The sequence below is a fragment of the Streptomyces sp. NPDC060035 genome, assembly GCF_042736635.1.
Classification (GTDB): domain Bacteria; phylum Actinomycetota; class Actinomycetes; order Streptomycetales; family Streptomycetaceae; genus Streptomyces.
Map to the genome: position 1 here is coordinate 90,782 of NZ_JBHWVO010000024.1, position 24,053 is coordinate 114,834.

General features: G+C 67.6%; 28 protein-coding genes. 16 read left to right on the forward strand and 12 right to left on the reverse strand.

Going from position 1 to position 24,053, the window contains the following annotated elements; genetic code table 11:
• Positions 1-452: 452 nt before the first annotated feature.
• The 9 genes from ACFWBQ_RS30100 to ACFWBQ_RS30140 all read left to right on the forward strand — a co-directional run bounded on the left by ACFWBQ_RS30100 (position 453) and on the right by ACFWBQ_RS30140 (position 7,002).
• On the forward strand, positions 453-962 hold the full coding sequence (locus tag ACFWBQ_RS30100; RefSeq protein ID WP_385502671.1) for an ATP-binding protein: 510 nt from the start codon (positions 453-455) through the stop codon (positions 960-962).
• A complete protein-coding gene (locus ACFWBQ_RS30105; RefSeq protein ID WP_385502677.1) occupies positions 959-1,429 on the forward strand; it encodes a DUF6415 family natural product biosynthesis protein in 471 nt (156 codons plus the stop codon). Before ACFWBQ_RS30100 ends, ACFWBQ_RS30105 begins: the two co-directional genes overlap by 4 nt.
• Positions 1,426-2,133 (forward strand): hypothetical protein, encoded by a 708-nt coding sequence (locus ACFWBQ_RS30110; RefSeq protein WP_385502682.1) that lies wholly within the window; start codon positions 1,426-1,428, stop codon positions 2,131-2,133. Before ACFWBQ_RS30105 ends, ACFWBQ_RS30110 begins: the two co-directional genes overlap by 4 nt.
• A gap of 222 nt (positions 2,134-2,355) precedes the next feature.
• Positions 2,356-3,369: a thymidylate synthase gene (locus ACFWBQ_RS30115; RefSeq protein ID WP_385502692.1), complete on the forward strand. Its 1,014-nt coding sequence runs from the start codon at positions 2,356-2,358 to the stop codon at positions 3,367-3,369.
• A complete protein-coding gene (locus tag ACFWBQ_RS30120; RefSeq protein WP_385502699.1) occupies positions 3,366-3,926 on the forward strand; it encodes a nucleoside-diphosphate kinase in 561 nt (186 codons plus the stop codon). The genes ACFWBQ_RS30115 and ACFWBQ_RS30120 overlap by 4 nt, the downstream gene beginning before the upstream one ends.
• 24 nt (positions 3,927-3,950) lie before the next feature.
• A complete protein-coding gene (locus tag ACFWBQ_RS30125) occupies positions 3,951-5,126 on the forward strand; it encodes a radical SAM protein (RefSeq protein WP_385502704.1) in 1,176 nt (391 codons plus the stop codon).
• Positions 5,123-5,725 (forward strand): exonuclease domain-containing protein, encoded by a 603-nt coding sequence (locus ACFWBQ_RS30130; RefSeq protein ID WP_385502710.1) that lies wholly within the window; start codon positions 5,123-5,125, stop codon positions 5,723-5,725. Before ACFWBQ_RS30125 ends, ACFWBQ_RS30130 begins: the two co-directional genes overlap by 4 nt.
• Positions 5,719-6,333 carry an AAA family ATPase gene (locus ACFWBQ_RS30135; protein ID WP_385502715.1) on the forward strand — a complete coding sequence of 205 codons (615 nt, stop codon included), beginning with the start codon at positions 5,719-5,721 and terminating at the stop codon, positions 6,331-6,333. The genes ACFWBQ_RS30130 and ACFWBQ_RS30135 overlap by 7 nt, the downstream gene beginning before the upstream one ends.
• Positions 6,334-6,423: 90 nt before the next feature.
• Positions 6,424-7,002 carry an aldo/keto reductase gene (locus tag ACFWBQ_RS30140; RefSeq protein WP_385502720.1) on the forward strand — a complete coding sequence of 193 codons (579 nt, stop codon included), beginning with the start codon at positions 6,424-6,426 and terminating at the stop codon, positions 7,000-7,002.
• Here the strand turns inward: ACFWBQ_RS30140 and ACFWBQ_RS30145 are convergent.
• Positions 6,974-7,846 (reverse strand): VOC family protein, encoded by an 873-nt coding sequence (locus ACFWBQ_RS30145; protein WP_385502724.1) that lies wholly within the window; start codon positions 7,844-7,846, stop codon positions 6,974-6,976. The two genes, ACFWBQ_RS30140 and ACFWBQ_RS30145, sit on opposite strands and share 29 nt — an antisense overlap.
• A gap of 1,061 nt (positions 7,847-8,907) precedes the next feature.
• Between ACFWBQ_RS30145 and ACFWBQ_RS30150 the strand changes: the two genes are divergently transcribed.
• The 3 genes from ACFWBQ_RS30150 (at position 8,908) to ACFWBQ_RS30160 (ending at position 10,177) form a co-directional block, all read left to right on the forward strand.
• A complete protein-coding gene (locus tag ACFWBQ_RS30150) occupies positions 8,908-9,450 on the forward strand; it encodes an acyl-CoA dehydrogenase family protein (protein WP_385502731.1) in 543 nt (180 codons plus the stop codon).
• Positions 9,451-9,466: 16 nt separating this feature from the next.
• Positions 9,467-9,610: an SIP domain-containing protein gene (locus tag ACFWBQ_RS30155; RefSeq protein ID WP_385502735.1), complete on the forward strand. Its 144-nt coding sequence runs from the start codon at positions 9,467-9,469 to the stop codon at positions 9,608-9,610.
• A 390-nt stretch (positions 9,611-10,000) separates the two neighbouring features.
• The gene (locus tag ACFWBQ_RS30160) at positions 10,001-10,177 is read left to right on the forward strand and encodes a hypothetical protein (RefSeq protein ID WP_385502739.1); all 177 of its coding nucleotides are present in this window, start codon (positions 10,001-10,003) and stop codon (positions 10,175-10,177) included.
• Between the two features lie 512 nt (positions 10,178-10,689).
• On the opposite strand, the gene ACFWBQ_RS30165 is transcribed toward ACFWBQ_RS30160, so the two are convergent.
• From ACFWBQ_RS30165 to ACFWBQ_RS30175, 3 genes are read right to left on the reverse strand one after another with little or no spacing between them, the layout of a single operon-like run.
• On the reverse strand, positions 10,690-11,025 hold the full coding sequence (locus tag ACFWBQ_RS30165) for a hypothetical protein (RefSeq protein WP_385502742.1): 336 nt from the start codon (positions 11,023-11,025) through the stop codon (positions 10,690-10,692).
• Positions 11,022-11,966 carry a VOC family protein gene (locus ACFWBQ_RS30170; protein ID WP_385502747.1) on the reverse strand — a complete coding sequence of 315 codons (945 nt, stop codon included), beginning with the start codon at positions 11,964-11,966 and terminating at the stop codon, positions 11,022-11,024. Before ACFWBQ_RS30170 ends, ACFWBQ_RS30165 begins: the two co-directional genes overlap by 4 nt.
• A 42-nt stretch (positions 11,967-12,008) precedes the next feature.
• Complete coding sequence (locus tag ACFWBQ_RS30175; RefSeq protein WP_385502751.1) at positions 12,009-13,652, reverse strand: flavin-containing monooxygenase; 1,644 nt, start codon at positions 13,650-13,652, stop codon at positions 12,009-12,011.
• 174 nt (positions 13,653-13,826) lie between these two features.
• Between ACFWBQ_RS30175 and ACFWBQ_RS30180 the strand changes: the two genes are divergently transcribed.
• Complete coding sequence (locus ACFWBQ_RS30180; RefSeq protein ID WP_385502756.1) at positions 13,827-14,768, forward strand: SDR family NAD(P)-dependent oxidoreductase; 942 nt, start codon at positions 13,827-13,829, stop codon at positions 14,766-14,768.
• Between the two features lie 95 nt (positions 14,769-14,863).
• Here ACFWBQ_RS30180 and ACFWBQ_RS30185 read toward each other — a convergent pair whose 3' ends face one another.
• The 8 genes from ACFWBQ_RS30185 to mftA all read right to left on the reverse strand — a co-directional run bounded on the left by ACFWBQ_RS30185 (position 14,864) and on the right by mftA (position 20,841).
• Positions 14,864-15,574: a TetR/AcrR family transcriptional regulator gene (locus ACFWBQ_RS30185; RefSeq protein ID WP_385502760.1), complete on the reverse strand. Its 711-nt coding sequence runs from the start codon at positions 15,572-15,574 to the stop codon at positions 14,864-14,866.
• Between the two features lie 3 nt (positions 15,575-15,577).
• Positions 15,578-16,060, reverse strand: coding sequence for an HtaA domain-containing protein (locus ACFWBQ_RS30190; RefSeq protein WP_385502764.1), 483 nt, complete (start codon positions 16,058-16,060; stop codon positions 15,578-15,580).
• Entirely contained in the window at positions 16,057-16,665 is a 609-nt protein-coding gene (locus ACFWBQ_RS30195) for a carboxymuconolactone decarboxylase family protein (protein ID WP_385502768.1), read from the reverse strand. The genes ACFWBQ_RS30190 and ACFWBQ_RS30195 overlap by 4 nt, the downstream gene beginning before the upstream one ends.
• A 4-nt stretch (positions 16,666-16,669) precedes the next feature.
• Complete coding sequence (locus ACFWBQ_RS30200) at positions 16,670-17,425, reverse strand: SDR family oxidoreductase (RefSeq protein WP_385502770.1); 756 nt, start codon at positions 17,423-17,425, stop codon at positions 16,670-16,672.
• 475 nt (positions 17,426-17,900) lie between these two features.
• On the reverse strand, positions 17,901-19,082 hold the full coding sequence (mftD, locus tag ACFWBQ_RS30205) for a pre-mycofactocin synthase MftD (protein ID WP_385502775.1): 1,182 nt from the start codon (positions 19,080-19,082) through the stop codon (positions 17,901-17,903).
• Positions 19,083-19,168: 86 nt separating this feature from the next.
• On the reverse strand, positions 19,169-20,422 hold the full coding sequence (gene mftC / locus ACFWBQ_RS30210; RefSeq protein WP_385502780.1) for a mycofactocin radical SAM maturase: 1,254 nt from the start codon (positions 20,420-20,422) through the stop codon (positions 19,169-19,171).
• Complete coding sequence (gene mftB, locus ACFWBQ_RS30215) at positions 20,419-20,700, reverse strand: mycofactocin biosynthesis chaperone MftB (protein ID WP_385502785.1); 282 nt, start codon at positions 20,698-20,700, stop codon at positions 20,419-20,421. The genes mftC and mftB overlap by 4 nt, the downstream gene beginning before the upstream one ends.
• A 9-nt stretch (positions 20,701-20,709) precedes the next feature.
• Positions 20,710-20,841: a mycofactocin precursor MftA gene (gene mftA / locus ACFWBQ_RS30220; RefSeq protein ID WP_385502793.1), complete on the reverse strand. Its 132-nt coding sequence runs from the start codon at positions 20,839-20,841 to the stop codon at positions 20,710-20,712.
• Positions 20,842-21,279: 438 nt separating this feature from the next.
• On the opposite strand from mftA, the gene fdxA reads away from it, so the two are divergent.
• The 3 genes from fdxA to ACFWBQ_RS30235 all read left to right on the forward strand — a co-directional run bounded on the left by fdxA (position 21,280) and on the right by ACFWBQ_RS30235 (position 23,971).
• Entirely contained in the window at positions 21,280-21,600 is a 321-nt protein-coding gene (fdxA, locus tag ACFWBQ_RS30225) for a ferredoxin (protein ID WP_385502799.1), read from the forward strand.
• A 2-nt stretch (positions 21,601-21,602) separates the two neighbouring features.
• Entirely contained in the window at positions 21,603-22,916 is a 1,314-nt protein-coding gene (locus tag ACFWBQ_RS30230) for an FAD-dependent oxidoreductase (protein WP_385502802.1), read from the forward strand.
• A 218-nt stretch (positions 22,917-23,134) separates the two neighbouring features.
• Positions 23,135-23,971 (forward strand): IclR family transcriptional regulator, encoded by an 837-nt coding sequence (locus ACFWBQ_RS30235; protein WP_385502808.1) that lies wholly within the window; start codon positions 23,135-23,137, stop codon positions 23,969-23,971.
• The last annotated feature ends 82 nt before the right edge of the window (positions 23,972-24,053 follow it).

A 24,053-nucleotide genomic window follows, 5' to 3' on the forward strand; every position in this document is an offset into this window, starting at 1 on the left:
CTCATCCCCCAGTTCCGCACGCAACCTAGCTGATAACAGAAGGGAGTTCCGCCATACCCAGATCTCCGACGGTCCCTCCTGACCAGCTCCCCACGGTTCGTCGTGGCAGCGGAGATGGCAGGCCCCGAGCACCTGAATCGATCACGACGCACGGAGGGGCCACCCATGGCGCCTGACAACGAAATCAATTCTCTGTCTGCCACTTTGGCGCTCGGGGCCCCCACGATGTCGCGACGGAGAAGCAGGCGTCCCGCGACTGAATGGACGTTGACAACGCTCAGACCCGGACGTGGCACCGCGCCCATCGGAGCGTCCACCAGGAGCGCACAGCTTCTTCGGCTCCGCCAACTGTCCCGTTGCGAGGTCGCCCAGTGGTGACCGCACGGCAGAACTCGCCTGACAAGCGGCTGGAACACGCAAACGGCGCATCACGACCTGCGGAAGGACTGGGTATGACCGCGACCGCGGCCGGCAATACGGCCACAGTGCAGCAGCGCCCCAGCAGCACCTCCCCCGTTCGGCTGCTCGGTGCAGCCGGTCGAGATATGGACCTTTGCATCCCCCGCTCCTCCCGGCCAGGCTTAGGCAGTGCCGGAGAAATATCCAAGAGGGACAGTCTGTGGCCCGGCCGCGTCCGCCGTATCGGCAGGGCGCAACTCCGCAAGTGGAAGCTCAACGCCCTGTGTGAGCCCGTTGAGCTGTGCCTGAGCGAACTGGTCACCAACGCTCTGGCATACGGCCAAGGGGGCGTTGTGGGCGTACGGCTGTACCAGGCCGACTCGCACCTCGTCATCGAGGTGACGGACGGATCGCCCGACAAACCCGTCCTCAGGGTTGCCGACCCGGACAACGAGAGCGGCCGCGGCCTGGCTCTGGTCGACGCCATCGCCGAAACGTGGGGCGTAACCGATGACGGCACCTGCACCTGGTGCCGTCTGAGCGTGCCTAGGGAGCAACCGTGACCGCCCCGACTCAAGTTGTTCCGTGGGCACGTCCTGCACAGGAGACGCTTCGGCTGCAGGATCCGGTGACATCGGAAGCATGGCATCCGCCGTTCGACTCCGCGGAGTTACAGAGCATCCGGCGGAGGATGCATATGTGGGAGCCGTTCGACGCCGATGCCCTCCTCGACGATGTCGGAACTGCACTCGACGAAGTCCCGCCATCTGAGGAGGGATCGGAGGAGTTGGCGCAGCGGCTCCGCGGCCACCTCATGCGACTCATCGCGATCGCCGTCAGCGGCGAAGCCGACCGGAAAGACAGCGTGGCTCTCCGACTTCTCGAACAGGCCCGCACAGTCTGGTCCCAGGACATGCCTGGCGACCGCAGGACGGCCATCGGACACGTTCGCCGTATGGCATGGACCGTCAACGAACTCCTTGAGCGCCTGCTGGCAACCAGGCACGTCACGAATGTGAACGCGAGATGACTTCGCTGCCCGAACACCTCACCCAGACACAGACGAAGGAAACGAACCGCCCTGTGCGCCCGACCGCCGTTCCCTTCATCACGCAGCGGAAGGGAGAAGAGGCAGCCCCAAACAATCTGATCTTGTTGGGCAGCCACAGCCGCTACCGGCTCTTCTACCCGGACGAGGACCCCAAGGACCGCGACTACCGCCAGGTCCTGTGGGGCCGGGTGTCGTTCAACCCTGTTGACGAGCGCCGGCGGCCCACGGGGGACCCTGAGTGGAAGCTGATGCACCCGTTCCGGCAACGGATCACCATGGAGACTCTGCGCTGCCAGATCTGCACGGACCCGGCGACGACGCCCATAGGAACTATCTTCCTCGCCGGCCACGCGGACTACGAAACCCGGCAACAGCCGCTCCTTACGAATCAGCCGCCTGTCTGTGCGAGGCACGTCCGAGCCGCAACCAGTCTGTGCCCGCACCTTGAGGAAGACCCCGTCGTGTTCCTTGCTACGAGCGCGCCGCTGTATGGCGTCCTCGGCACGATCTACGGTCTGGTCGAGGGCAAGGTCGAGGTCGTGGCGCAGCCCAAAGAGCCCCTCCCCTACAGGCACCCGAACCTGCCAATTCTCCTCGCGTCGCAACTCATCCGTCGGATGGCCAGGTATCGCATCCTCACGGTGCGTGAGCTGATGCAGGAGCTGGCCGCAGTGCAGAAGTAGCCCTCTGCCCGACGGCCCGATGTGCTGTGCGGCCGGTCTCACATCCCGCCCAGCGGTTGCACCCAACTCTGTTCGCTCCATCACCGACTCCGGCTGCATGGCACCCGCGTGCAGCCGGTTCCGCCAGGCAACCCCGAAATCCGCCGGGCGGATGGAGGCCCGCGCCGTTTGCGGCTCCCCCAGCGACGCGGGCCTCACCTTCCCAACGAACTGGAGAATTTCATGCTCACAGCACCGACCTTTAGCAGTGTGGAGGGTGCCTATCTGGCCCTGCTGGAGTTAGCTACCGGAAGCGCGGAACACCACATCGCAGCCCGCGGAAATGAGGCCCGCGAGGTGCTCGGAGTCGGATTCCGGCTACCCGACCCCCGCCAGCGTCTTCCCTATCTGGTGACGCGCAAGGCCAACCCTGTCTTCCAGTTCGCCGAAGCTCTCTGGTACCTGGCCGGCCGCCGCGACCTGGAGATGATCGGCTACTACGCGCCGTCCATGAGAGCCAGCTCAGCCGACGGCATCAATCTAGGCGGATCCGCGTACGGCTACACGCTCTTCACCCCGGCAACAGGCGAGTCCGTCTCCCCGTTCGATCGCGTTCTGGAGCTGCTGCGCACCGAGAACGACAGCAAGCGCGGTTACCTCCCCGTTTTCTCCCCAGCTGAACTGGCCATCGGCGACAACCCCGACATGGCGTGCCTGGCCGGACTGCACCTCTTCGCACGCGGCGGACGACTGCACATGGTCTGCAACATGCGGGCCAACGACCTCGACGGCGGCCTGCTCTCCGACGTCTTCAGCTTCACAATGATCCACGAATACGCCGCCGTGCAGCTCGGTCTGGAGCTGGGGAGCTACACCCACCTCATCGGCTCCGCGCACGTCAACGACCGAAACTCTGAGCGCGTCAAGAAGGTGCTGGCCGAAGCCGCCGTCCGGCGCCACCCGCAGCACTTCCCGTTCCCTGAGATGCCGACGGGCACCACATCCGCCACAATCGCGCGGGTCCTCAAACACGAGGATCTGCTCCGTACGAACAGGGCTCGGTACAGTGCCGACGACATTGCCGGCCTCAACCTGGACGCGTACTGGCAGCAGGCTGTCCTCCTGTTCGAGGTCTACCGGCAGATCCAGCACGACCGGGCCTACACCGTCAGCCGCGATGTACTCGATGCTCTGCACCCGGGCCTGCGCTGGCTCGTCGGGCACCGTTGGTCGGCCTGCGCCACCACGGAACAGTGAGCCGGAAGCCGCCGAGCGGCACCGTGGTGGACGGCGTCGACTTCGCCCGGTGGGCGGTCGTCCTGTGCAAGCCCGACGCCGTCGAACGCAACCTGGTGGACGCCGTACTCAAACGGATCACCGCCACCGGAACCACGGTCGTCAACCGCCGAGACCTCACTGCGAAGGCGTGGCAGGCCCACGTCCACTACTGGGATCTGCTGGTGGACGCGGACTGGTTCCCCGGCAGGAAAATCCCGGCGTGCCTGGACGCCATGTACGCCGACCGCCCCGTCTCAGTCGCACTGGTCCACGGCGAACCCGGATTCCATGAGCAACTACGCCAGCTCCTCGGCCACTTCGACCCGACCCACGCGGAGCCCGGCACAATCCGCGGCGACCTTGGCGACGACAGCCTGCAAGCCGCCCTCATGGAGCAGCGCCTCGTCCGGAACCTCGTGCACACCTCGGACGACCCCGGCGCCGCACGCCGTGACTTCGGCACATGGTTCGGGGCCGGCCGCCGCGAACTCCTGACGCCGCCCGCCCCGCTCCGGACCACTCCCGCTGATGCGTAGCTTCTTCGTCCTCTGGAGGACCTTATGACTGCACCCGCAGCCCCGGCCCGGCGCGCGCTTCCGATCCTCACCCCCGACAAGATCGGCGGGCTGAAGCCGGAACTCGCCGACGTGATCGAGTACCGCAAGTCCGGGCTGTCGCTGAACTGGATCGTCGGTTGCCCGCTGGAATGCGGGTACTGCGTCCGGCACCTCTTCGACAACTTCGAGATGAAAGTCCCCCGGCGCCTCATGAGCGACGAGGAGGCCGTCACCCGCCTCGTCTCCCACTCCTACTTCCGGGCCCACAAGACGCCCATCCAGCTCCTCAACCGCGCCACGGACCCGATGTTGCCCATCGTGAAGCCGCACGTGTTCGAGGTGCTGCGAAAGCTCGACGAACAGGGCCTGACCAATCACGTCCTGGTCATCACGAGGTGGCGCGTGAGGCCCGAGGACTGCGCTGTTCTCAACAGCTTCAAGCACCTGCGCCTCACCGTCCTGGTGACGCACTCCAACATCGCCGACCCGGCCATCGAGCCGGTGGACTCGCGTATCGCCGCCGAGAGCCTGCGCACCCTCTACGAGCACGCAGAGCGGTACCGCACCGTCCTGTACTGGCGGCCGATCGTGCCCGGCCTGAACGACTCGGACGCCCACATCGAACGGGCCCGGGAGCTGTCGCAGCACGCGCACGCCACCGTCTTCACCGGTCTGTTCTTCCGGGAGGAGATCGCCGCCTACTACGAGTCGCACGGCCTGCCGATGCCGTACAACGACACGGCACGGCGAAAGATCATGCCCGAGGAAGCCGAGCAGCGGATACTCGACGCTTTCGATCAGGGCGGTTCCTGGGGGGTTCTGTTCCGCAAGACCTCCTGCGGGGTGGCGTACGCGCACGGAGAGGCCGACTACAACGGCCATTACGGCGTGCGGGAGTTGTGTGACATCTGCCCAAAGGAACAGATCGCCCGGTGCCAGGCAGCGTGGGTCAAGCCGGATCTGACGGCCGTCACGCATGAGGCCCGAGTCCTCGGCGCGCGGGGTGAGGTAGAGGTCAACGAGCGTGCCATCGTCGTGGAGGGACTGGACGAACCGCCGCGCTACTTCCTTCAGCACGGATTCAGGTTCCAGTGCCACGACCGCGACAAGCCTCACCACTACCGCCAGCACGGCCGGGCTGACATCGGCTGGCAGGCGGGGGACGGAACCACCGCGTGAACTTCTCCACTTGGCCCGCGCTGCTCGTAGTCGATGTCGAGGGCAACGGCACGAACCCGCCCGACCTGGTCGAGGTCGCCGCTCTCCCCGTACGCCAGGGACGGCCGGATACGAGCACGGCTGGGGCGTGGCTGACGAGGCCGCGGCGCCCCGTCACGCCCTTCGCCGCGCGTGTCCACGGTCTGACCAACGAACGGCTGGCGACGGAACCGGGCTGGGATGAGATCGCCGATCAAGTGCACACACACCTGAACAACTCCTGGGTCTGCGCCCACAACGCGCACGTGGACTACCGGGTGCTGGCAGCGCACCTGCCGCTGTGGCAGCCGGCCGGAGTGCTCGACACACTCCGGCTGGCCAAGGCCACCCACCCCGATCTGCCGAAGTACTCGCTCGACGCGCTGATCGAGCACATCCGGCCGGACCTGAGCACGGCCCCCGCTCACAGGCACCGCGCCACATTCGACGCCTACGCCACGGCGCAGCTCCTTATCGCCATGGCCGCCCATTTCGACACCTGGGACCAGCTGGTTGCAGCGGCCGTGCCGCCCGGCCTGCCCGGTGCCCCCGAACCAGAACAGGACCCCATGCTGTGGTGACACCGAACCAGCAGCCCATCCGCGTCGGTGTTATGGGCACCCACTCCACCGGCAAGACCATGCTCCTCAAGCGGATCGAGATGGAGCTGCGCGCCCACGGCGTTCCCGTGACCCGCACCGGCAGGATCGGCCGGCGCGCCGCGCACATCGGCCTACCAAAGATGCAGAAGCACACCGAGGCGTCCACCGAGTGGGTCATCGCGCAGGGCATCGCCGACGAGCTCGCCGCAGCCGCGCAACTCGACCCGGGGCCCGCCCAGGTCGTTCTCGCCGACCGTGCAGCGCTCGACGCCCTCTCCTACTTCCATGCCGCTCAGGAATGGCGCACGGAGCACCCGAACCGGTTGGAACGCGAGCGCCTGCGCCTGCTCGCGTTCACGCAGGCCCCAAAGTACGACCTGCTCCTGGCGACCGTCCTCGATACGGCCGTGCAGGTCGAGCCCAAGCATGACTACGACGCCCGCTATCGCATCCTGGTCGATCAGCACACGCACCGGATCCTCGCCGAGGACGCGCTCTCGCACCAGCGCGTCACCAGCGACCCCGACAGCCAGGCCCGAGCCGTCGAACGCGCCCTTGAGATCTGCCTCAAGGAGAACGAGGTATGAGCGGCGACCCGCCCGCGGGGACGATCAGCATCGCGGGGAAATCGTCTCCCGCCTCGGGTTCGGCACCATGCGCCTGACCTGCCCCGGCACATGTGGCTTCCCCACGGCCACCCTGTGTACCTCCGGGCCTGCGTCGAGGCAAGCCTGCGCCGCCTCGGCGTCGAGCGGCTGGAGCTCTGCTACCTGCACGGCATCGACAGGGAGGTCCCGTTCGCCGCTCAGATCGGCACCCTCCGCGCTCTTCAGGGACGAAGGGAGGCTAGAGCACATCGGACTGTCAAAACTTGGCCCGGAAGACTTCCGGCAGGCCGACAACGAGATAGAGGTCGCAGCCGTGCAGAGCGTCCTCATCATCAACGACCGCTACGACCCCGTGCTGGAGGTCTGCCTGGACCGGGGCATCCCCTACGTGCCCGTACCGCCCCCTGGACGCCGGGAAGGCCGCTCGGGACGGGGACCTGTCCCTCCTACAGGGCTTGGGGGGCGGCAATGGGATCCTTGAGGAAAGAGACGGGCCATCAGGAGTCGTCGACCGGTGGACGGCCGACGGATTGTGCGGGCAGTTCCGGGCAAGGGGACGGGGGGACGGACGACCGCGCGTGCGATCGTCCGGATCCGTCCCCCTGCCTACGGGGACGGATCAGCCCGCGGGCTGCGGCGGCGGAGTGAAACGGTGGCCCCAGAAGGCGCCTTCGGTGATCTCGTAGACGGGCACGGGCTCGGGGACCTTCAGCCCGTTCCAGCCGAACTCGATGGCGTAGTTCTCCGGCGACCAGACATAGAAGGAGACCATGTGGTCGTTCGTGTGCTTGCCGAGCGTGTGCATCATGGGGATCTCCTGCCGCTGGGCCCTGTCGAGCGCAAGCCCGACGTCGTCCAACGTGGCCGACTCGACCATCACGTGCAGCAGGCGCCCGGGGCCCGGCATGGGCGTGATGCCCAGGGTGTGGTGCCTCGGGTTGCACCCCATGAACCAGGTGGTGCCGCCCTGGGAGCGCATCGTGTTGCGTTCGATGAAGCCGAGGACGTTCACATAGAAGTCGAAAGCGGCCTTCGCGTCCTCGGCGGAGACGATCGCGTGCCCCAGCCCCATATCACCGGTGACGAACTTCGACACCAGCGGGGTGCGGACCGGCTTGTGGTCGAGGACAGCGCCGTAGTAGAGCTCCACCGGGTTGCCGCCCGGGTCGCTGAAGCGGACGAAGCCGGTGACCCGGCGCTCCGTGCATTCGGCCTCGGTACCGGCTGTCACCTTGATACCGGCCTTCTCGACGGCTGCGGCCAGGCTCGTGAGCTCCCGCTCGTCGAGGACCTCGAGGCCCAGCGCCGTCATGCCGCTCTGCGGCCCCGGGGAAACCGCGATGCGGGTCGGGTGGTCGTCCATCCTGAAGTACAGCGATTCCGGATCGCCGCCCTCGACGGGCATCAGCCCGAGGAAATCGCCCCCGAACTGCTTCCATTTATCGATGTCGGTGGATTCCAGCCTGACGTACCCGAGTGAGCGAACACCCATCGGACTCTCCAATCACGGTGGTTACGTGAAGGCCGCTGCGGGCCTCCGGTCACGTGACGCGGGTGGCAGTAGCCAATCCCCCGCGCACGTCGTCTGTGCTGTTCCGTTCAGTGGTCCGCTCCTGGCGGGGTTCCCGGGGCAGCCCGAGTCCCCGCTCGGCAACCCGCGCCCGCAGAACCTCGTTCGGCCCGCCGGCGATCCTGTACGTGGGTGAGTACAGGTGCACGTCCTGCCACCAGCCGACGGATACGGCATCCGGGTCGCCCTCGGTGAGCAGCCCTCCCTGCCAGCAACCGCACGGCGTAGGCCGTCAGGTCGTGGTTGCGCTCGCCGCAAAAGACTTTGTCAAGCGGGGCGTCGGCGGGCTGCTCTCCCTGTGGTGCAGCATCCGCGACTGGGCGAGGTCGACCATTGCGGCATTCACGTGCACCTGGGTGGCGAGCTCGCCGACCGCCGGACGGAGGAGGGGAGACCTCGAGTGCGGGCCGGCCGCCGACCGAAGTGTCAACGGCAAGCCGCAGCAGGTCATCGAGCGCGGCGAACACCTCGACGCCATGCGCTGCGACGCCGGAGCGTTCGTGGCCGAGACTACTCATGGCCGCCCGCCAGTCGGCGTTCACCACCCCGATCACATTTGCTGCTGAGATTCGGACGCCGTCGAGGAATCCCTCGTTGAAGTCGCTGGACCCGGTGATCTCGCGCAACGGACGTACGTCGGCGCCGGCGTGCTCCTTGATGCACAGGCCGTGCTCGGCGACGAACACCCGCACCTTCTTCCGGAACGCCGCACACTCCGGCGTGGACTCCAGCCGCATCACTGTTCACCCCCCAAGTCCTCGACCGCCTCGGAACTGATTATGAGGCTACTCTTATTGCGCCGTCGACCGTTGATCGCAAGTTTTTCCGACCACTTCTCGACCTCACCCCACAAAAGAGGATACTTTCAATGCCTCGACACCGTAACCGATGCGACAGCACGAACTCGGGTGGCGACTGGTGGCCTTCGAGCTCGACGACAAGCGGGTGACGCTGCGTACGGTGTCGCGCGGCCTGCTCCACGAATGCGCCCGACGTCCACCCTGCGGGCGCAAACCTGTAAGCAGAGGACGTCGACCCCGCGCTCTAGCGACCCGTCGGCCGAGCTCGGCCGATTCGGCCTGGGCCTGCCTGAGGAACACGGCGGCACCGGCCTGGGACTGGTCGAACGCGCCCCGTTCGCTCAGGAGATCGACCGCGCCGCCGCCCGCGGCCCCTTCCTCCCCACCTCGCTCGTCGGACCGGCGGGCCGGCTGCTGGTGTCGGGGCTGCTGTCGACCGAGCCCCCCGGCGTCCCGGAAGCGCAGTCGGACATGACCGTCGAACACACGAAGGCGCGCGTTCAGTTCGGTCGCCCACTGGGCATCTTTCAGGCCGTCAAGCACAAGTGCGCCACCATGGCGATGCACGTCCGCGCCGTCCGGACCGCCGCCTCCCACGCCGCGACGGCCACCGACACGGGACCCGCCGACGCAACCCCTCCCGTGTGCGCCGGCCGCCTCGCACGCGAGCGCCGCGGCCGGCGAGGTGCCCGTGCTGGAGCGCCCCAGCTCGGCCGACACGACTGACCCCACGGACGCACTGGTGGCCGCCGTCGCTGTCACTCCCTGGCGCGACAGCCAGGTATGCACGTGGGCGGCGGGCGAGGCCGGGATGCTCCGGCCAGTGCGCCGCCGGTTCAAGGACCGCGGCGTGGAACACAGTTACACCGACGTCGCCGGCTACTGACGGGCGGGCAAGTCGCAGCAGGACAAGGCCCACTTCCTGCACCGGCTCCACCACATGTCCGACCTCGCCGTGCCACACTGCGCTGCGCGCCGCCGTCAGCCTCGACCTGGCCATGCACATCACCGACGGGCACGCCGCCCTCGACGCGTCGGCCGCCCTGGGCCCTGGCACCGTACTGCGGCTGCTGCAGCTCATTGCGCATGAGGGATTGTTCGCGCTGACGTCCGATCCAACAACTGCTGAGGAGCGGATCGGCCTGACCTCCTTCGGCTCGGCCCTGCTCGAGGACGCCGCCCACAGCAAGCTCGACCGCCGCAACGGCTGGTCACGGCTCGACGACGCCCGGGGCTACTGCACACTGCCCCCACCGGGCAGTCCGGGGCAGAGCAGGTGCGCGGCCACTTCTTCCGGGAGGAACTCGCCACCGAGGCGTGCCTCGGCCACGCCTTCGACGAGGCACTCGCGACGGGCGCAGCCTACTGGGCCGAGAAGACCGTCAAGGCGCTCGAACTGCACCGGGTCGGCCACCAGTTCCCGGGGTCCTGCTCTTCCGCGTCCGCGACCTGACCGATCGGCCCGTTCGCCCGGAGCGCGGGGTCCTGCCCCACCTACCCCGGCGTTTTGCACCGCGGCCCACTGTCCCTTGCCCTGCGACAGCAGCTCGACCCCACTCGTCGCACGGTCCGTCGGCGAACTCCGCGCCCGCACCGGCGTTCGCCACAATCCTCTGGGTACTGTCGGAGCGCGCGGCGGCCGCGAGGTCCGCTCGGCCGGTCAGGCGTCATAGTTCCGGCCGGCACTGGCCCAGATGCGGCATTGCCGTCTCCAGCCACCGGCCGTCGGACGTCCGGTAGGCGCCGACCAGCGGTTGGTCGGCGCCTGGTTCACCGAGTACACGTAAACGATCGAGGGCTCGCCCCTGGTGGGTGGGCCGGTGATCTTGTGCGAGCTGACGTCACTAGCCCGCACAAGATCACACTCCGGGCTCCTGCGCCCCGGACACCCCCGCCGCTCCTCAGACACCGGCCCTCAGAGGGAGCAACTCCTCCAAGTCCGCCTCCCCCGCACTGTCCATGAGCTCACGAGTCGAACGCGTCGTCGTGCATGACCAGCGGGATCATCACGATGCTGGAGGTGTCCAGTGTGTCGCTGGAACCGAGCCCGGAGGTGAACAGCCTCGTGCGCGCCTCCTCCGCTGAACCCTCCACCTCGTAGATCGTCGCGTAGCGGTAGGGGATGCCGTCCGTCGATGTGTCGGCTGCCCGGAGGCGACGTACACCTACGAAGCCGGGCAGAGCCAGGATCTCCGGAATGTGCGTTCCCCAGTACCAGTCCTGGAACTCCTTGTCCTTCCCCTCGACGGGGTTGGTGAGGGCCAGCAGGACTTCGCGGCGCGACTGCCCTGTGTCACTCATCGTGTCTCCTGAAATCGTGTGTCTCCTGGAAGGGAAGCCGTCGTGAATCCCCACGGGACGCCGAGGCTGGTGGCCGGATCGGTCACGAGGGCGGTGTCGGAGCGGTGGGCGATGCGCACACGCTCGGCGTCCAGGTGCTTGGCCACCCGCTCCAGATCGGCAACCGTCCAAGTGATGGCGTGGTATGTGTCCAGCGGCTCGTTCCCCGACGCGCCCTCGGCCCGTTCACCGCAGGGATCCGGTGTGGCGAAGTGGAAGACGGCGTCGGCCAGCTGGACGTACGGCCCGTAGACGCCGCGCAGCTCGTCTCGCCCCGTGTGGATGACCTTGCCGCCGAGGACGTCGACGGTGAGCTTGAGCGCGCGCTCCGGCCGGGTGGTCAGGACGGTGTGATGCGACGCGTGCACGATGCCGAGCGGGTCGTCGTCAGTGACCGCGGGGATCGTCCATCCGTCGGTCACCCGCGGGTCGAGGGGGAAGGGGAACATCTCGAAGAAGCGGTACGGGAGACCGGAGTCGTCCTTCAGGCTCTGGAACGGCGACGGGCCTCCTGCCCACTCGTCCGCCTCCAGCACCTCGTCGCGCGCGTCCACGAGGCGAAAGCCCTGTGCACGCAGTTCCTTGTAGAGCTCCTTGACTCCCTCGACGTACCAGCCGGTCGTCTTCAGCTGCGGTGCAGCGACATCCGGATACCTCTGCACCCCGCCGGTGAGGTAACGCTTCGGTGCGAGGTTGTCGATGAGCACATCGCTGATCGCCGTGAACGTCGAGTAGCCGACGGAGTGCCCCGGCGCCGGCGGATCCGGCATGACGACGGAGAAGTTGGTGCTCGGGCGGCCGAAGACCCTGTTGTAGAAGTCCTCCGCCTCGTCGAGGCCGGGCACGTGGATCACGGGCTGGTACAGCATCCGCACACGAAAGGGGCGGTCGGTGCCGGTCACTTCGTACTCCTTTCCCTGGTTTCCGGCCGTTGGCAGCGCCCGCTACCCGGCATGGGCAGTCTCGTTCGCGCGCGAGAGAGCGCCGCCGAAGTCCTCGGTCGACGTCATCTCGTCGAGCATCTCGTGGAGCTTCGCCCGTCCGCCGGGGTTGAGGAGGAACTTGCGTACCTTGCCCTCGACGTTGGCCCCGTAGTAGTGACTGTGCTCGGCCGAGAAGATCGACTGGGGGGCGAGCGTCTCGATCATCGTCATCCACTGGTCCTGCTGCGCGGCGGTCGGCTCAAAGACGTTGTACCCGTGGTCGCGCGCGTGGATCAGCGTCTTGGTGATCCAGTCGATCTGGTCCTGCGAGTAGCGCGGGTAATTGCCGCCGCCGGCGCCGTGCGGACCGCCCGGGAAGAAGAAGTTCGGCAACAGGTGCGCGCTGAAGCCGGCGAAGTCGGACGGCCCGTCCTCCCAGTCGGTGCTCAGGTCGAGATTCTCGCGCCCCCTGATGCCCATCCGGGTCAGCGCGCCGGTGCCGAAGTCGAAACCAGTCGCGAACACGATGATGTCGTAGTCCCGGTGCTGCTCGGTGGTCTCGATCCCGGTGGCGTCGACCCGCACGAACGGCGTCTCCCGCAGGGAGATGAGCGAGGCGTTCGGCTTGTTGAAGGACTCGAAGTAGCCGGTGACGAACGGCGGCCGCTTCGCACCGAAGAGGTGGTCCTTCGGGATGAGCCGCTCGGCGGTCACCGCGTCCCTGACGATCGAGCGGATCTTGTTGGCGAGGAATGCACAGAACTCGAGGTTCACCTCGCGGTTCGTTGTCATGTCGTAGTAGTTCGACGTGAGCTTGGCGAAGCCGGGGCTCTTCCAGATCTTCTCGTAGAAAGCCTGGCGTTCCTGCGCCGAGTCCGCCGACGAGAACTTCCCGGCCGGCTCGTGGAGGAAGCCCGTCGGCGACGTGCTCAACGTCTTGACAATGTCCTCGAAGTTGTCGCTGAGCCATGCCTGGCGCTCGTCCGAGATCGGGGCATTGTTCAGCGGCGTAGTCCAGGTCGGCGTGCGCTGGTAGAGATCCACGGCCTCGACGGTGTCGACGATCGCCGGAAGGAGCTGGGCGCCGCTAGGGCCGTTGCCGATGATGGCGACCCGCTTGCCGGCGAAGTCGACGGGCGTGTGGGGCCAGGCGCCCGTGTGGTAGGCCTGGCCGCCGAAGTCGCCGAGTCCGTCTATGTCGGGATAGTTCGGCACGGACAGTCCGCCCGTCGCGGAGACGACCCAACGGGCTCGGACGACACTGCCCTTCTCCGTCCGCACCACCCATGCCTGGCCTGCCTCGTCGAACGAGGCGGAGACGACCTTCTCGCCCGTGCGGATGTGCCGGCGCAGGTCGAAGCGGTCGACGACGTGGTTGAGATAGCTCTCGATCTCCGGCTGCGTCGCGAACTCCTCCTTCCACCGCCACTCGTCGAAGAGCTTCTTGGAGAAGATGTACGCGTACGTGTAGCTCTCGGAGTCGAAGCGCGCGGACGGGTAGCGGTTCCAGTACCAGACACCGCCCACCCCCTCACCGGCCTCCAAAGTCTGCGCTGTGAAGCCCGCGTCGAGCGCCTGGTGGAGCGCGTAGATGCCGACCACGCCGGCGCCGATCACCAGCACCTCGACGTCAACGTCAACGTCGTTGTCGAACTGTCCTGCCACTTTGACTCACTCCCACTTGGTACGACTGCTCCAGCGGCGGCCAGCCATAGATAAGCACAAGTGCTGAAAAAGTGAAACCACCTGTGCAGCACAAGACCTTCTCCCCTCCACGGGGATTGTCTAATCTGAGCACTCATGATGAAATCCCGCCACGATCACTGTCGAAGGAGCATGATGAACGCCACCCCTGACTTCCGGTTCGACGGACGAGTCGCCCTCGTCACCGGCGCCGGTCGAGGCCTCGGCCGGGCCCATGCGCTACTGCTCGCCCAGCGGGGCGCCAAGGTCGTCGTCAATGACCTCGGCGGGACCAAGGAGGGCGAAGGCAGCGACACCGGACCGGCCAACGACGTCGTCCGGGAGATCACGGCCGCGGGTGGTGTCGCGGTCGCCGACACCAACAACGTGGGCAAGGAGGAGGGCTGCCACGCGCTCGTGGAGACCGCTGTTCGCGAGTTCGGGCGCATCGACATCGTCGTGAACAACGCCGGCATCTCCCGCTTCGCCACGTTCCCCGAGGCTGACGCCGAGAATCTGGACCTGACACTCGACGTGCACCTGCGCGGCACGTGGCACACGACGCGTGCGGCCTGGCCGTACATGGTCGAGCAGGGCTACGGCCGGGTGATCACGACGACATCGACCGGCATGTTCGGGCTCCCGGACAACCTGGCGTACGCGACCGCGAAGGGTGCGCTGATCGGGTTCACCCGGAGCCTGTCGCTGGAGGGCGTTTCGCACGGCATTCGTGTCAACTGCGTTGCACCGAACGCGATCACGCGTCCGAGCACCTCGGCGGCGAAGCCGAACATCACGACCACCGCGCTGAACGACGCCCACCTCCAGGCGCTGCGCACCGACCTGGTGTCACCGATGGTGGCCTACCTGGCGCACGAGAACTGCACGGTGAACGGCGAGATCCTCGTGGCGGGTGCGCAGCGGTTCGCCCGGTGGTTCCTCGCCGTCAGCCCCGGATACCACTCGGCCGGGACCGGGACACCGACGGTCGAGGAGGTCGCCGGAAACTGGAAGGAAATCACTGACGAGAGCGACTACTACGTGCCCGCGAGTCTGCACGACTGGACGTCAAAGTTCATGGCTCACCTCGGCGCCTGACAGAGGGTCGACCCGCACAGCGAAGGAGCCCGGTCATCGACCGGGCTCCTTCGCATGTCCGTCATGGTGGCCACTGCCGAGACGTTGTGCCGGGCTCAGCCGCCTGCGGTCGCCCTCGGATCGCCCTCGACGAGCGGTGCGGTGAGTCCCGCGCTGAGGAAGGCCACCAGATCGTCGACCAGGACGTCGATCTTCGCGGGCAGGTGGGAACGCTTTCGCTGCGCCGCTTGGTACCGCGCGAGCGCGTGCACGGCACTCGTCAGAATCATCCACCATCTCTCTTCCAGTACCGCCTCGGGGACCTGCGGTGCGAGCCGGCTGAGGAGAGTCCGCAGTGTAAGGACCGACGCGCCGGTGCGGATCTCGCCCAAGCCCTCATATCCGCCCTCTTCGATGATGAAGTGGGACAGGAAGGCAAGGTAGTGGTTGTCCTCCCGCAGATGGATCGCGAGGGGCCGCACGAACGCGCCGACGACGTCGACGACGGTCGGCGGGGCCGTGCCGAGCATGAGATCGGCGACGATGCTGGTCCGGCTGGCCTCGCTCTCGGCGCCGCGCAGCTCCATGATGGCCTTCACGACCTCGTCGCGGTCACCGAAGTGGTACTGGACAACGGCATGGTTTCGCTGACCGGCAGCGATTCCGATGTCGCGCAGCGGCACGGCCGAAATGCCGTGCTCGGCGAACAGATTCTCGGCCGCGGAGAGGATGAGCTGACGCGTCGCCTCACCGCGAACGTTCTTGCGCCCTTGCCCGGTACGGGAGCCACTGCGCCGAGAGGCCTGATGGGGCGGGGATGACGACATGACCTAGGAATCTAGCAGGACGAGGGCGTCGAGCGGCGCGAGCTCGGAGCCGGGCGAATAGACACCGCCGAAGAGCTCGGCACCGGCGTCGGTCAGGCACGGGACGAGGCCGATCCAGCGGATCACGCCGTTTCCCTCCGCAGGGCAGACGGGCGCCATGGTGGCGATGGTGAGGCGGTCGCCTCGCGCGGTCATGACACCGAGGGCTCCGCCGCGTGGGTCCGCCGGCAACGTGAGTTCCAGTCCACGGAGCTCGACGTCCAGGAACCCGTGGTGGGCCGAGAAGCGCGCGCCTCCGCCGAAGCGCAGCGACCAGCCGTCTGCGTTCGGCGACGCCTCGGTCAGCGGGAACTGGAACACCCCGTCCGCGTCCAGTTCAGCCCCGTCGGCAACCTCGCAGGTGCCAGCCGCGATCGCCCGGACGTAATGGACGAACGACGTTTTCACCTGCCAGCGCAGCACCCCCCGGCGCGCAGCGCGGCTCACCGGCCACGCCGGTGACCGGCCGGGAATCCGGTCATGCCCGGCTCCAGCTCCAGGCCGAGCGTATTGAACGCCGTGCAGTGCATGTCGTAGGTGCCCACGGTGAACACGAAATCGATGAGCTGCTCGCGCGAGAAGTGCCTATCGAGGGCAAGCCATGTCTCGTCCGAGACGTTCTTCACGGTGCACATCTCGTCGACGGCCCGGACAACCGCGGAGTCGGCGTCCGACCATCTGGCGGCGTCGAGGTCTTCACCGAGCGCGTCGATCTCGGCGTCGGTGAGAAGGCCGCCCGCCCGGCTCATGCGGACGTGCTGGGCCCACTCGTACTCGCCGAAGCCAAGCCAGGTCGTCCGGATGATCGCTATCTCGCGGACGCGGTCGGAGAGCGTGGAGTGCCGCAGATGGTTCGAGAAGGGCATCCACCCACGGATCAGATCCGGGTGCCAGGCGTAGATGCCGAGGATGTGGGACTGCGGGCGCGTAGCGGGCCCGCTGGGCGCGGCGGCCTGCGTGCCGGGCGCCTGAGCGCGCAGTACGGACAGAGCTTCGTCGACCTCGTCGGTCCAGTCGTCGACGGGGCGCGGGGGAATGCGTGGCTGAGTCATGTAATCACCCGATGAAGGAGCCGCCATTGACACTGACGGTCTGGCCGGTCACGTAGGAGGCCTCGTCCGAGACGAGGTAGGAAACCGCGGCGGCGATGTCCTCGCCTGTGCCCATCCGCCCGACGGGGATGTACTTCGCCATGTCCTCCGCGGACGGTATGGCGCCGGTAGCACGCTTCTTCTGCACGCTCGGGGTGTCGATCGAGGACGGAGCGACCGTGTTGACCGTGATGCCCGACTTGGCGAACTCGACGGCGAGCGCCTTGGTGAGAGCCATCTGCCCGCCCTTGGACGCGGCGTAGTGGGCCATCTTCGGGGCCCCGCGCTGCGCGCTCGAGGAGGCGATCAGCACAACGCGCCCCCATGCGGCATCAAGAAGGTCGGGGAGAGCGGACTGGACGACGTTGAACGACCCGGTCAGGTTGATCGACAGGGTGCGGTTCCACTCGTCGAGCGTCATGTCCAGGAACGCTCGCTGCGGGGCGACCGCAGCGTTCGCGACAACGGCAGCCAGCGGTCCCAGGTCGGCACGGGCGGCGGTCAGCGCCGCATCGACCTGGTGCCGGTCGCTCACATCGGCGCGGTATCCGCGCGCGTGGCCGCCGACCCCGGCGATCGCTTCAGCGGCCTGCTGTGCCGCACCATCGACGACGTCGAGGATCGCGATCCTGAATCCGTCCTTCGCCAGGCGCTCGGCGATCGCCATGCCGATGCCCGCGGCACCTCCTGTCACGACGGCCACCCGGCCTGCGGCCGTCATCGGGTCTCTCCGCGAGAGTGTCGAGCGGTGTGCACCCTGGTCATCGGGATAGGTCCTCATTCCTCTTGGGTGAGCATCTCGGAGAACGGAACACGCGTTCCGTTGACAGGAGCCTCAGCATGGCGTGGCGCGAAATGGGATGTCAACCCTTCCTGCGATAACCGCCATTGACGCGCGACGCAACGGTGCCCAGCACCTCTCTGGTGCTTTGTAAAGATTTGACGTTCCCTTGAAAGGGCGGCCCTCTCAGTAGGTGAAGTTCGGGCCCTGAACCAGGCACGCCGGCTGCTGTCCACGGCGCGCGTGTCGGGCGACAGCATCGTCGACACGGTCCAGCGGTCGGCTTGAGCTCTCTGTCGGCGGGGCGCCCGCCCCGCCCCAGATCGTTTCTGACAGGTCGTACACGTGTCATCCCTCCCTGCGACCGTGAGCAGCCGACGCCGCGAGAATCGCGGAGCCGGTCGATCGGCGCGGCCTACTTGCCCGCGCCGGAGGCGCGTGTGAAGCCGTCCGGGATGTGCAGGTCGTCGGGGCACAGCTCGTGGACCGAGGAGTGTCCGAGGCCCAGGACGGCGGAGTCGAGTCCGCCGCGCAGGATGTCCAGGACGTTTCCCACGCCCGTCTGTCCGGCGGCGGCCAGTCCCCACAGGTAGGCGCGGCCGATCAGGACCGCACGCGCCCCCAGAGCCAGGGCCTTGGCTACGTCCCCGCCCCGGCGCACCCCGCCGTCGAGAAGGACCTCGATCTCGTTCCCGACCGCTTCGGCGATCGGCGGCAGCAGGCGGATGCTGGCGGGTGTGGTGTCCAAGTTGTTCCCGCCGTGGTTGGACACCGAGATAGCGCTCACTCCGGCGTCGACAGCCCGCTTGGCGTCGTCCACCCGGGAGACTCCCTTGAGCAGGAACGGGCCTCCCCACTCCTCGCGCATCCACTTGATGTCATCCCAGGTGGGCGGCGTGGTCTGCATCCACTCGTAGTAGGCGCCGAAGAAAGTGGGCGCCTTGCCTCCCGGGGGCTTGAGGTTGGGGGCGGTCAGGTCCGGGATCCGCCCGGACCTGGCGAACGTCCACAGCCAGCGCGGCCGGGGCAGCACGTCCGGCGCGAACTTGATCGCCGCCCTGAGGTCGATCTTCTCCGGGATGGCCGGGCTTCCCCAGTCACGGCCGTTGGAAAAGGACCAGTCCAACGTGGCGATCAGGGCCTTCGCCCCCGCCGCTCGCGCGCGTTCCATGCGCTGCACCATGGACTCGCGGCTTCCGGTCCAGTACATCTGGTAGAAGGTGTTCGGGTTGGCGGCGCAGACCTCTTCCACAGGCTTGCTGGCGAACGAGCTCAGGCCCATGATCACGCCACGTTCGGCCGCAGCCCGGGCCACCGCCACCTCGCCGTCGGGGTGGACGGCCTGTACCCCGGTCGGGGATATCACCACGGGGAAAGCGGAGTCCACCCCGAGCACGGTCGTCGAGAGGTCCCGGTCGGCGTGGAAGCCGGCCACTCGCGGGGCGAAGCCCAGCTCCGCGAAGGCACCGGTGTTGTCATCGATGGTGTGGCCTCGTTCCGAGCCGGCCACGAGGGCACCGTAAACGGAACTCGGCAGGTACTTCTTCGCGCGGCGCTGAGCCTCCGCGACCGTCTCGAACCAGGGATCCTTGCCCATGTGCGGCTCCTACTTCAGTCTTCGGTCTTCAGTGCTGGTCGTCGTGGGGGGTGGGACGCGAACTGCGAGCGCCCGAGGCCCCGGCCTCAGAGACTGATGCCTGCGAGCGGGTCCTCGGCGCAGGCGCTGACCGGTGGCCGGTCCAAGCCGGGCCGGCGGGTCAGCTCCAGGGCAACCGGTCCGGATCCCCGTGCGGGGCGGGTGCGGTGGGAATGGTCGCCCGTCGACTTCGGGATGTCGCCGCCGTCCTGCGGGCGCTGAGCCAGCAGTTCTTCGCCGTAACCCCTTACGCATTCGGGGTCGGGGCCGTCGAGCGGCAGTCCCGTGAAGAACTTCGCCGCCATACAGCCGCCCTTGCAGGTGTCGTAGAACGAGCAGGAGGCGCATGCCCCACCGCTCTGCGGTTCGCGCAGCTCGGAGAACAGCTCCGACTCCCGCCACACCTTCGCGAAGCCGCCCGGCCCGCGCACATTGCCCGCGAGGAACTCGTCGTGGATCGCGAAGGGACACGCGTACACGTCACCGACCGGGTCGATCAGACACACCACACGGCCCGCACCGCACAGGTTCAGCCCTGGCAACGCCTGCCCGTACGCGGAGAGATGGAAGAAGGAGTCGCCCGTGAGCACGCTGTCGCCGTGGGCCACCAGCCAGTCGTACAGCTGACGCTGCTGCTGCGGCAGCGGGTGGAGTTCGTCCCACACGTCCGCCCCGCGCCCGGAGGGGCGCAGCCGGGTCAGCCGCAGCTGTGCGCCATACCGGTCGGCGATCGCCTTGAACTCGTCCATCTGCGGGATGTTGTGGCGGGTGCACACCACCGAGATCTTGAAGTTCCGCATCCCGGCATCGGACAGGTTCCGCATCGCGCGCAGCGCCGTGTCGTACGAACCCCGTCCCCGCACCGCGTCGTTGACCTCTGCGGTCGCGCCGTCGAGCGAGATCTGGACGTCCACGTAGTCGTTGGCGGCGAGCCGCTCGGCGACCTCGGGGGTAATCCGTACGCCGTTCGTGGAGAACTTCACGCCCACGTGGTGGGCCGTGGCGTAGTCGAGCAGCTCGAAGAAGTCAGGGCGGACGGTGGGTTCGCCGCCGCCGATGTTGACGTAGAAGACCTGCATGGCCTCCAGCTCGTCGATGACGGCCTTGCACTCCTCGGTGCTCAGCTCGCGCGGGTCACGCCGCCCGGAGCTGGACAGGCAGTGCGCACAGGACAGGTTGCAGGCGTAGGTGAGTTCCCACGTCAGGCAGATCGGCGCGTCCAGGCCGCACTCGAAGAGATCCACCAGGCGGGAGGGGCCCGGCGTCGGTGCGGACCCCGGAAGGGGTGCGGTAATGGTCATGAGGTCTCGGTCCTTTCGACGACCATCGACGACTGGGCAAGCACCGCGAGTGCCTGCCCGTACCGCGGCAGATCTGCCTCGGCGACGCCCGCGGCGGCACAGGCCGACCGCGCGGTGGGCGCTGCCGCCAGCGCCTGGACCACCGCGAGCAGCGTGCGGTCCTTGAGGAACGACAGCTTGCGGGTGCCGAAGTGGTACAGCAGCGCACCAAATGGTTCCGGCCGCACCGAGACCTGCTCGTGCAGGTCCCAGGCGCGGTCCATATTCAGCGTGGCCATGTCCGCGGCCTAGTAGACGCCGCACATGCCGTCGATCGAGATCTCCTCGATCAGGTCATCGGCCTCGATGAGTTCCTCCGGCGAACCCGCCGCCTCGGGGATGTTCTGCTCGGGCTGGGCGGAGTTGATGACGTTGCTCATGGTGTTCTCCCTGTGCGGAGGGCCCGTACGGGTACCTGCGGGCAAAGGTGATCAGGCGATACGGCGGCGTACGCGGCCGTGCGTGCGTACGTACGACGCATCGCCGGCAGGGCAGCCGGGAACGCCGGACGTTCCCGTGGCCGCTGAGCCTGCCGTATGGACACCCGGAGCGTATTGGCACGCGATGCCAAAATGGAAGACCCATGCCGCGGGCCGTTTCCTGGCCCGCCCGCCGGAGTCCCGCTCCGTGCGGAACTCCCTCGCGCTACAGCCCGCCTCCTCTTGACACGCGGGGCAGGCCTACCGACACTAGCGCCGTTGAAAGGATCGCTCGTTCCGTTGAATGATCCACCGCCTTGGAGGCTCGCCCCGACGCCGGTGGTGCCACATCTGCCGCGGGCTTCCCTTCCCACTGTCGACGGATACCAGGGAGAACAAGTGACCTTTGTGGTGACACAGGCGTGCGTGGACATCCAGGACAAGAGCTGCGTGCAGGTATGCCCTGCCGACTGCATATACGAGGGCGGCCGGATGATGTACATCAATCCGGACCAGTGCATCGACTGCGGTGCGTGCGAGGAGGTCTGCCCGGTGTCGGCCATTCGCTACGACGCCGACCTGATGGGTGACGACGAGCAGTTCCTCGACCTCAACGCGCACTTCTTCGACGCCCTGGACTCCCCCAAGGGCGCCCGCAAGCTGGGAAAGATCGACCACGATGTCGAGTTCGTCGCGGCCCTCCCCCGCAAGGAGGCCTAGCGATGGCGCCGCTGCGAGTCGCCATCGTCGGCTCCGGCCCGGCAGGGGCCTTCTGTGCCCAGATCCTGGCCGAGGACACCACGCACGATGTCTCTGTCGACGTGTTCGAGCAACTGCCCACGCCGTTCGGGCTCGTACGGTATGGCGTCGCTCCAGATCACCAGAAGATCAAGTCGATCGTCGCATCCCTGACCGAGATCTTCGAGACCCCCTCCGTGCGGTTCCTCGGCAACGTGACCGTCGGCTCGGACATCACGATGGATGAACTGCACACGCACTACGACGCGGTGATCCTGGCCTCGGGGGCGCCGCTGGACCGCCGCCTCGGCACTCCGGGCGAAGACCTCACCGGTGTGGTCGCCGCACGCAACTTCGTGTCGTGGTATAGCGGTCACCCCGACGCGGCCTTCGATACCTCGGTTCTCACGGCGGAGCGGGCCATCGTGGTCGGCGTGGGAAATGTGGCACTCGATGTCGCTCGCATGCTGGTGCGCACACCCGACGAGCTAAGCAGGACCGATGTACCCGAGCATGTGATCGACACGCTGGCCGGCCACCGTGTCCGCGAGGTGTGCGTGGTCGGCCGACGAGGCCCCGAGCACGCCAAGTTCACGAACAAGGAGTTGCTGGAACTGGCCGAGGTGGAGGGTGCGGACCTGATCGTCCCTTCGGGCGATCTGGCGCTGTCCCAGCAAGCGCGGGCGGACACCCGGCCGGCGACCGCACGCCTGCTCGCCACCCTCCAGAAGATCGCTGACCGCAAGCCGCAGGGGCGGCCACGCTCCATCCGCTTCCTGTTCAACCGCACGCCGGTGGAGTTCGTGGGTGGCAGCTCGGTCTCCGCTGTACGTCTGGCTCACACGACACGTCCCGAAGTCGTCGAGGATCTCCAGTCCGGACTAGTGCTGCCCGCCGTCGGCTATCGCGGTGCCGCCCTGAGCGGGGTGCCCTTCGATGACACATCGGGCACCATCCCCCACCGTGACGCGCGAGTCCTCGATGGTGATCGGGTCCTGCCCGGCCTCTACGCAGTCGGCTGGGTCAAGCGGGGCCCCAGCGGTGTCATCGGGACGAACCGGCTCTGCGCGAGCGAGACGGTGGCCGCCCTCCTCAATGACGCGCCTGACTTGGCGGGGAAGGGTTCCGGTCCCTCGGGAGTCGACGCGCTCCTGCGCTCGCGTGGCGTCGCTGTCGTCGACTGGAGCCGCTGGCGGGCCATCGAGGCCGCCGAAGTCGCCCGCGGTGAGGCCATCGGCCGAACGCGCGTGAAGCTGCATGACAGGGCCGAGATGCTGCTCGCCGCCGGGGCGGCGTAGGGCGTCACCACTCGGCGTCCGGGCCCGTTCGAACCATCTGTGAAGTAAGAGGCCTCCCCGCCTTCGAGCAGGGGAGGCCTCTTGCGTTGCCGCCCCGGCTGGGGGCGACAATCGACCATAGGCAATCAAGCGAGCAAGAAGCCGCCAGCCTGATAGCGTTCTCTTTAAAGGAATCAAGTTTCTGCTATGCGGGACTCGGCGTACAGAAGGAGCAGGGAGTGGCGACGCAGAACACGACCCAGGACACGGTGGCCGCGCCTGAGCGCCAGCGCCATCCACTCGCACGTGGCATCGAGATCATCACCTTGATGATCGACGGTGGCGAGAAGGCCTACGGGGTGCGAGAGATCGGCAACCGACTGGGCGTCAGCGCGAGTACCGCTCACCGGCTCCTGGGCGACCTGGAGGAGCTGGGCATGGTCGGCCGCACGCCGGCGGGGAACTACCGGCTCGGGATGGAGTTTCTGCGCCTGGCCTGGACCGCGAACGCCCGCTTCCCCCTGCGCGAGGCCGCCCTCGATATCCTGTCCGACCTGGCGCAGGGCAGCGGCGAGTCATCCTTCTTCGCCGTAGTCAACGAGCAGCGCCGACAGATGATGTTCGCCATGTCGGTGGAGTCCTCACACCCCTTGCGGTACACGGTCCCGCAGGGTGTCTGGCTTCCGCTCCACGCGGGCGCGAGCGGTCTCGCCATTCTCGCCTTCCTCCCTCCCGAGACTCAGCACGTGATCACGCACGGCAAGCTGGACGCTCTCACGGACCGCACGTGGATCGACCCGGATCGGCTGGCAGAGCGTCTTGCCGGCATCCGCCGTGACGGCTACGCCATCTCCCACGGGGAGCGCATCGACGGAGCAATCGCCATCGCGGCGCCGGTTCTCGGACCGTCGAACGTCGTGATCGGTGACGTGGGCATCACCATCCCCGAGACCCGGTTCAACGCCGCCTCGACCCAGGAGCTCACCGCGCTCGTGCTGAAGTCCGCGGAGGCGTTGACGGCCCGGTTCACGGGCAACCGGCCCGGGGCGCCCGAGACGGAGCCCGACGACGTCTGAGGGCCTGTGGTGGACACCGCGGTGCCGCCACAGGCCCTCGGCGGACGCAGGAGCGCCCCACCGGTTACGACGCGTCGTAACC

What these genes read in the sequence shown, in the direction of transcription:
- ACFWBQ_RS30100 (WP_385502671.1), top strand. Translation starts at nt 453, where the DNA reads ATGACCGCGACCGCGGCCGGCAATACGGCCACAGTGCAGCAGCGCCCC.
- ACFWBQ_RS30110 (WP_385502682.1), top strand. Translation starts at nt 1,426, where the DNA reads ATGACTTCGCTGCCCGAACACCTCACCCAGACACAGACGAAGGAAACG.
- ACFWBQ_RS30115 (WP_385502692.1), top strand. Translation starts at nt 2,356, where the DNA reads ATGCTCACAGCACCGACCTTTAGCAGTGTGGAGGGTGCCTATCTGGCC.
- ACFWBQ_RS30125 (WP_385502704.1), top strand. Translation starts at nt 3,951, where the DNA reads ATGACTGCACCCGCAGCCCCGGCCCGGCGCGCGCTTCCGATCCTCACC.
- ACFWBQ_RS30140 (WP_385502720.1), top strand. Translation starts at nt 6,424, where the DNA reads ATGTGGCTTCCCCACGGCCACCCTGTGTACCTCCGGGCCTGCGTCGAG.
- ACFWBQ_RS30145 (WP_385502724.1), bottom strand. Translation starts at nt 7,846, where the DNA reads ATGGGTGTTCGCTCACTCGGGTACGTCAGGCTGGAATCCACCGACATC.
- ACFWBQ_RS30150 (WP_385502731.1), top strand. Translation starts at nt 8,908, where the DNA reads ATGCGCCCGACGTCCACCCTGCGGGCGCAAACCTGTAAGCAGAGGACG.
- ACFWBQ_RS30165 (WP_385502742.1), bottom strand. Translation starts at nt 11,025, where the DNA reads ATGAGTGACACAGGGCAGTCGCGCCGCGAAGTCCTGCTGGCCCTCACC.
- ACFWBQ_RS30180 (WP_385502756.1), top strand. Translation starts at nt 13,827, where the DNA reads ATGAACGCCACCCCTGACTTCCGGTTCGACGGACGAGTCGCCCTCGTC.
- ACFWBQ_RS30185 (WP_385502760.1), bottom strand. Translation starts at nt 15,574, where the DNA reads ATGTCGTCATCCCCGCCCCATCAGGCCTCTCGGCGCAGTGGCTCCCGT.
- ACFWBQ_RS30195 (WP_385502768.1), bottom strand. Translation starts at nt 16,665, where the DNA reads ATGACTCAGCCACGCATTCCCCCGCGCCCCGTCGACGACTGGACCGAC.
- ACFWBQ_RS30200 (WP_385502770.1), bottom strand. Translation starts at nt 17,425, where the DNA reads ATGACGGCCGCAGGCCGGGTGGCCGTCGTGACAGGAGGTGCCGCGGGC.
- mftD (WP_385502775.1), bottom strand. Translation starts at nt 19,082, where the DNA reads ATGGGCAAGGATCCCTGGTTCGAGACGGTCGCGGAGGCTCAGCGCCGC.
- mftC (WP_385502780.1), bottom strand. Translation starts at nt 20,422, where the DNA reads ATGACCATTACCGCACCCCTTCCGGGGTCCGCACCGACGCCGGGCCCC.
- mftB (WP_385502785.1), bottom strand. Translation starts at nt 20,700, where the DNA reads ATGGCCACGCTGAATATGGACCGCGCCTGGGACCTGCACGAGCAGGTC.
- mftA (WP_385502793.1), bottom strand. Translation starts at nt 20,841, where the DNA reads ATGAGCAACGTCATCAACTCCGCCCAGCCCGAGCAGAACATCCCCGAG.
- ACFWBQ_RS30230 (WP_385502802.1), top strand. Translation starts at nt 21,603, where the DNA reads ATGGCGCCGCTGCGAGTCGCCATCGTCGGCTCCGGCCCGGCAGGGGCC.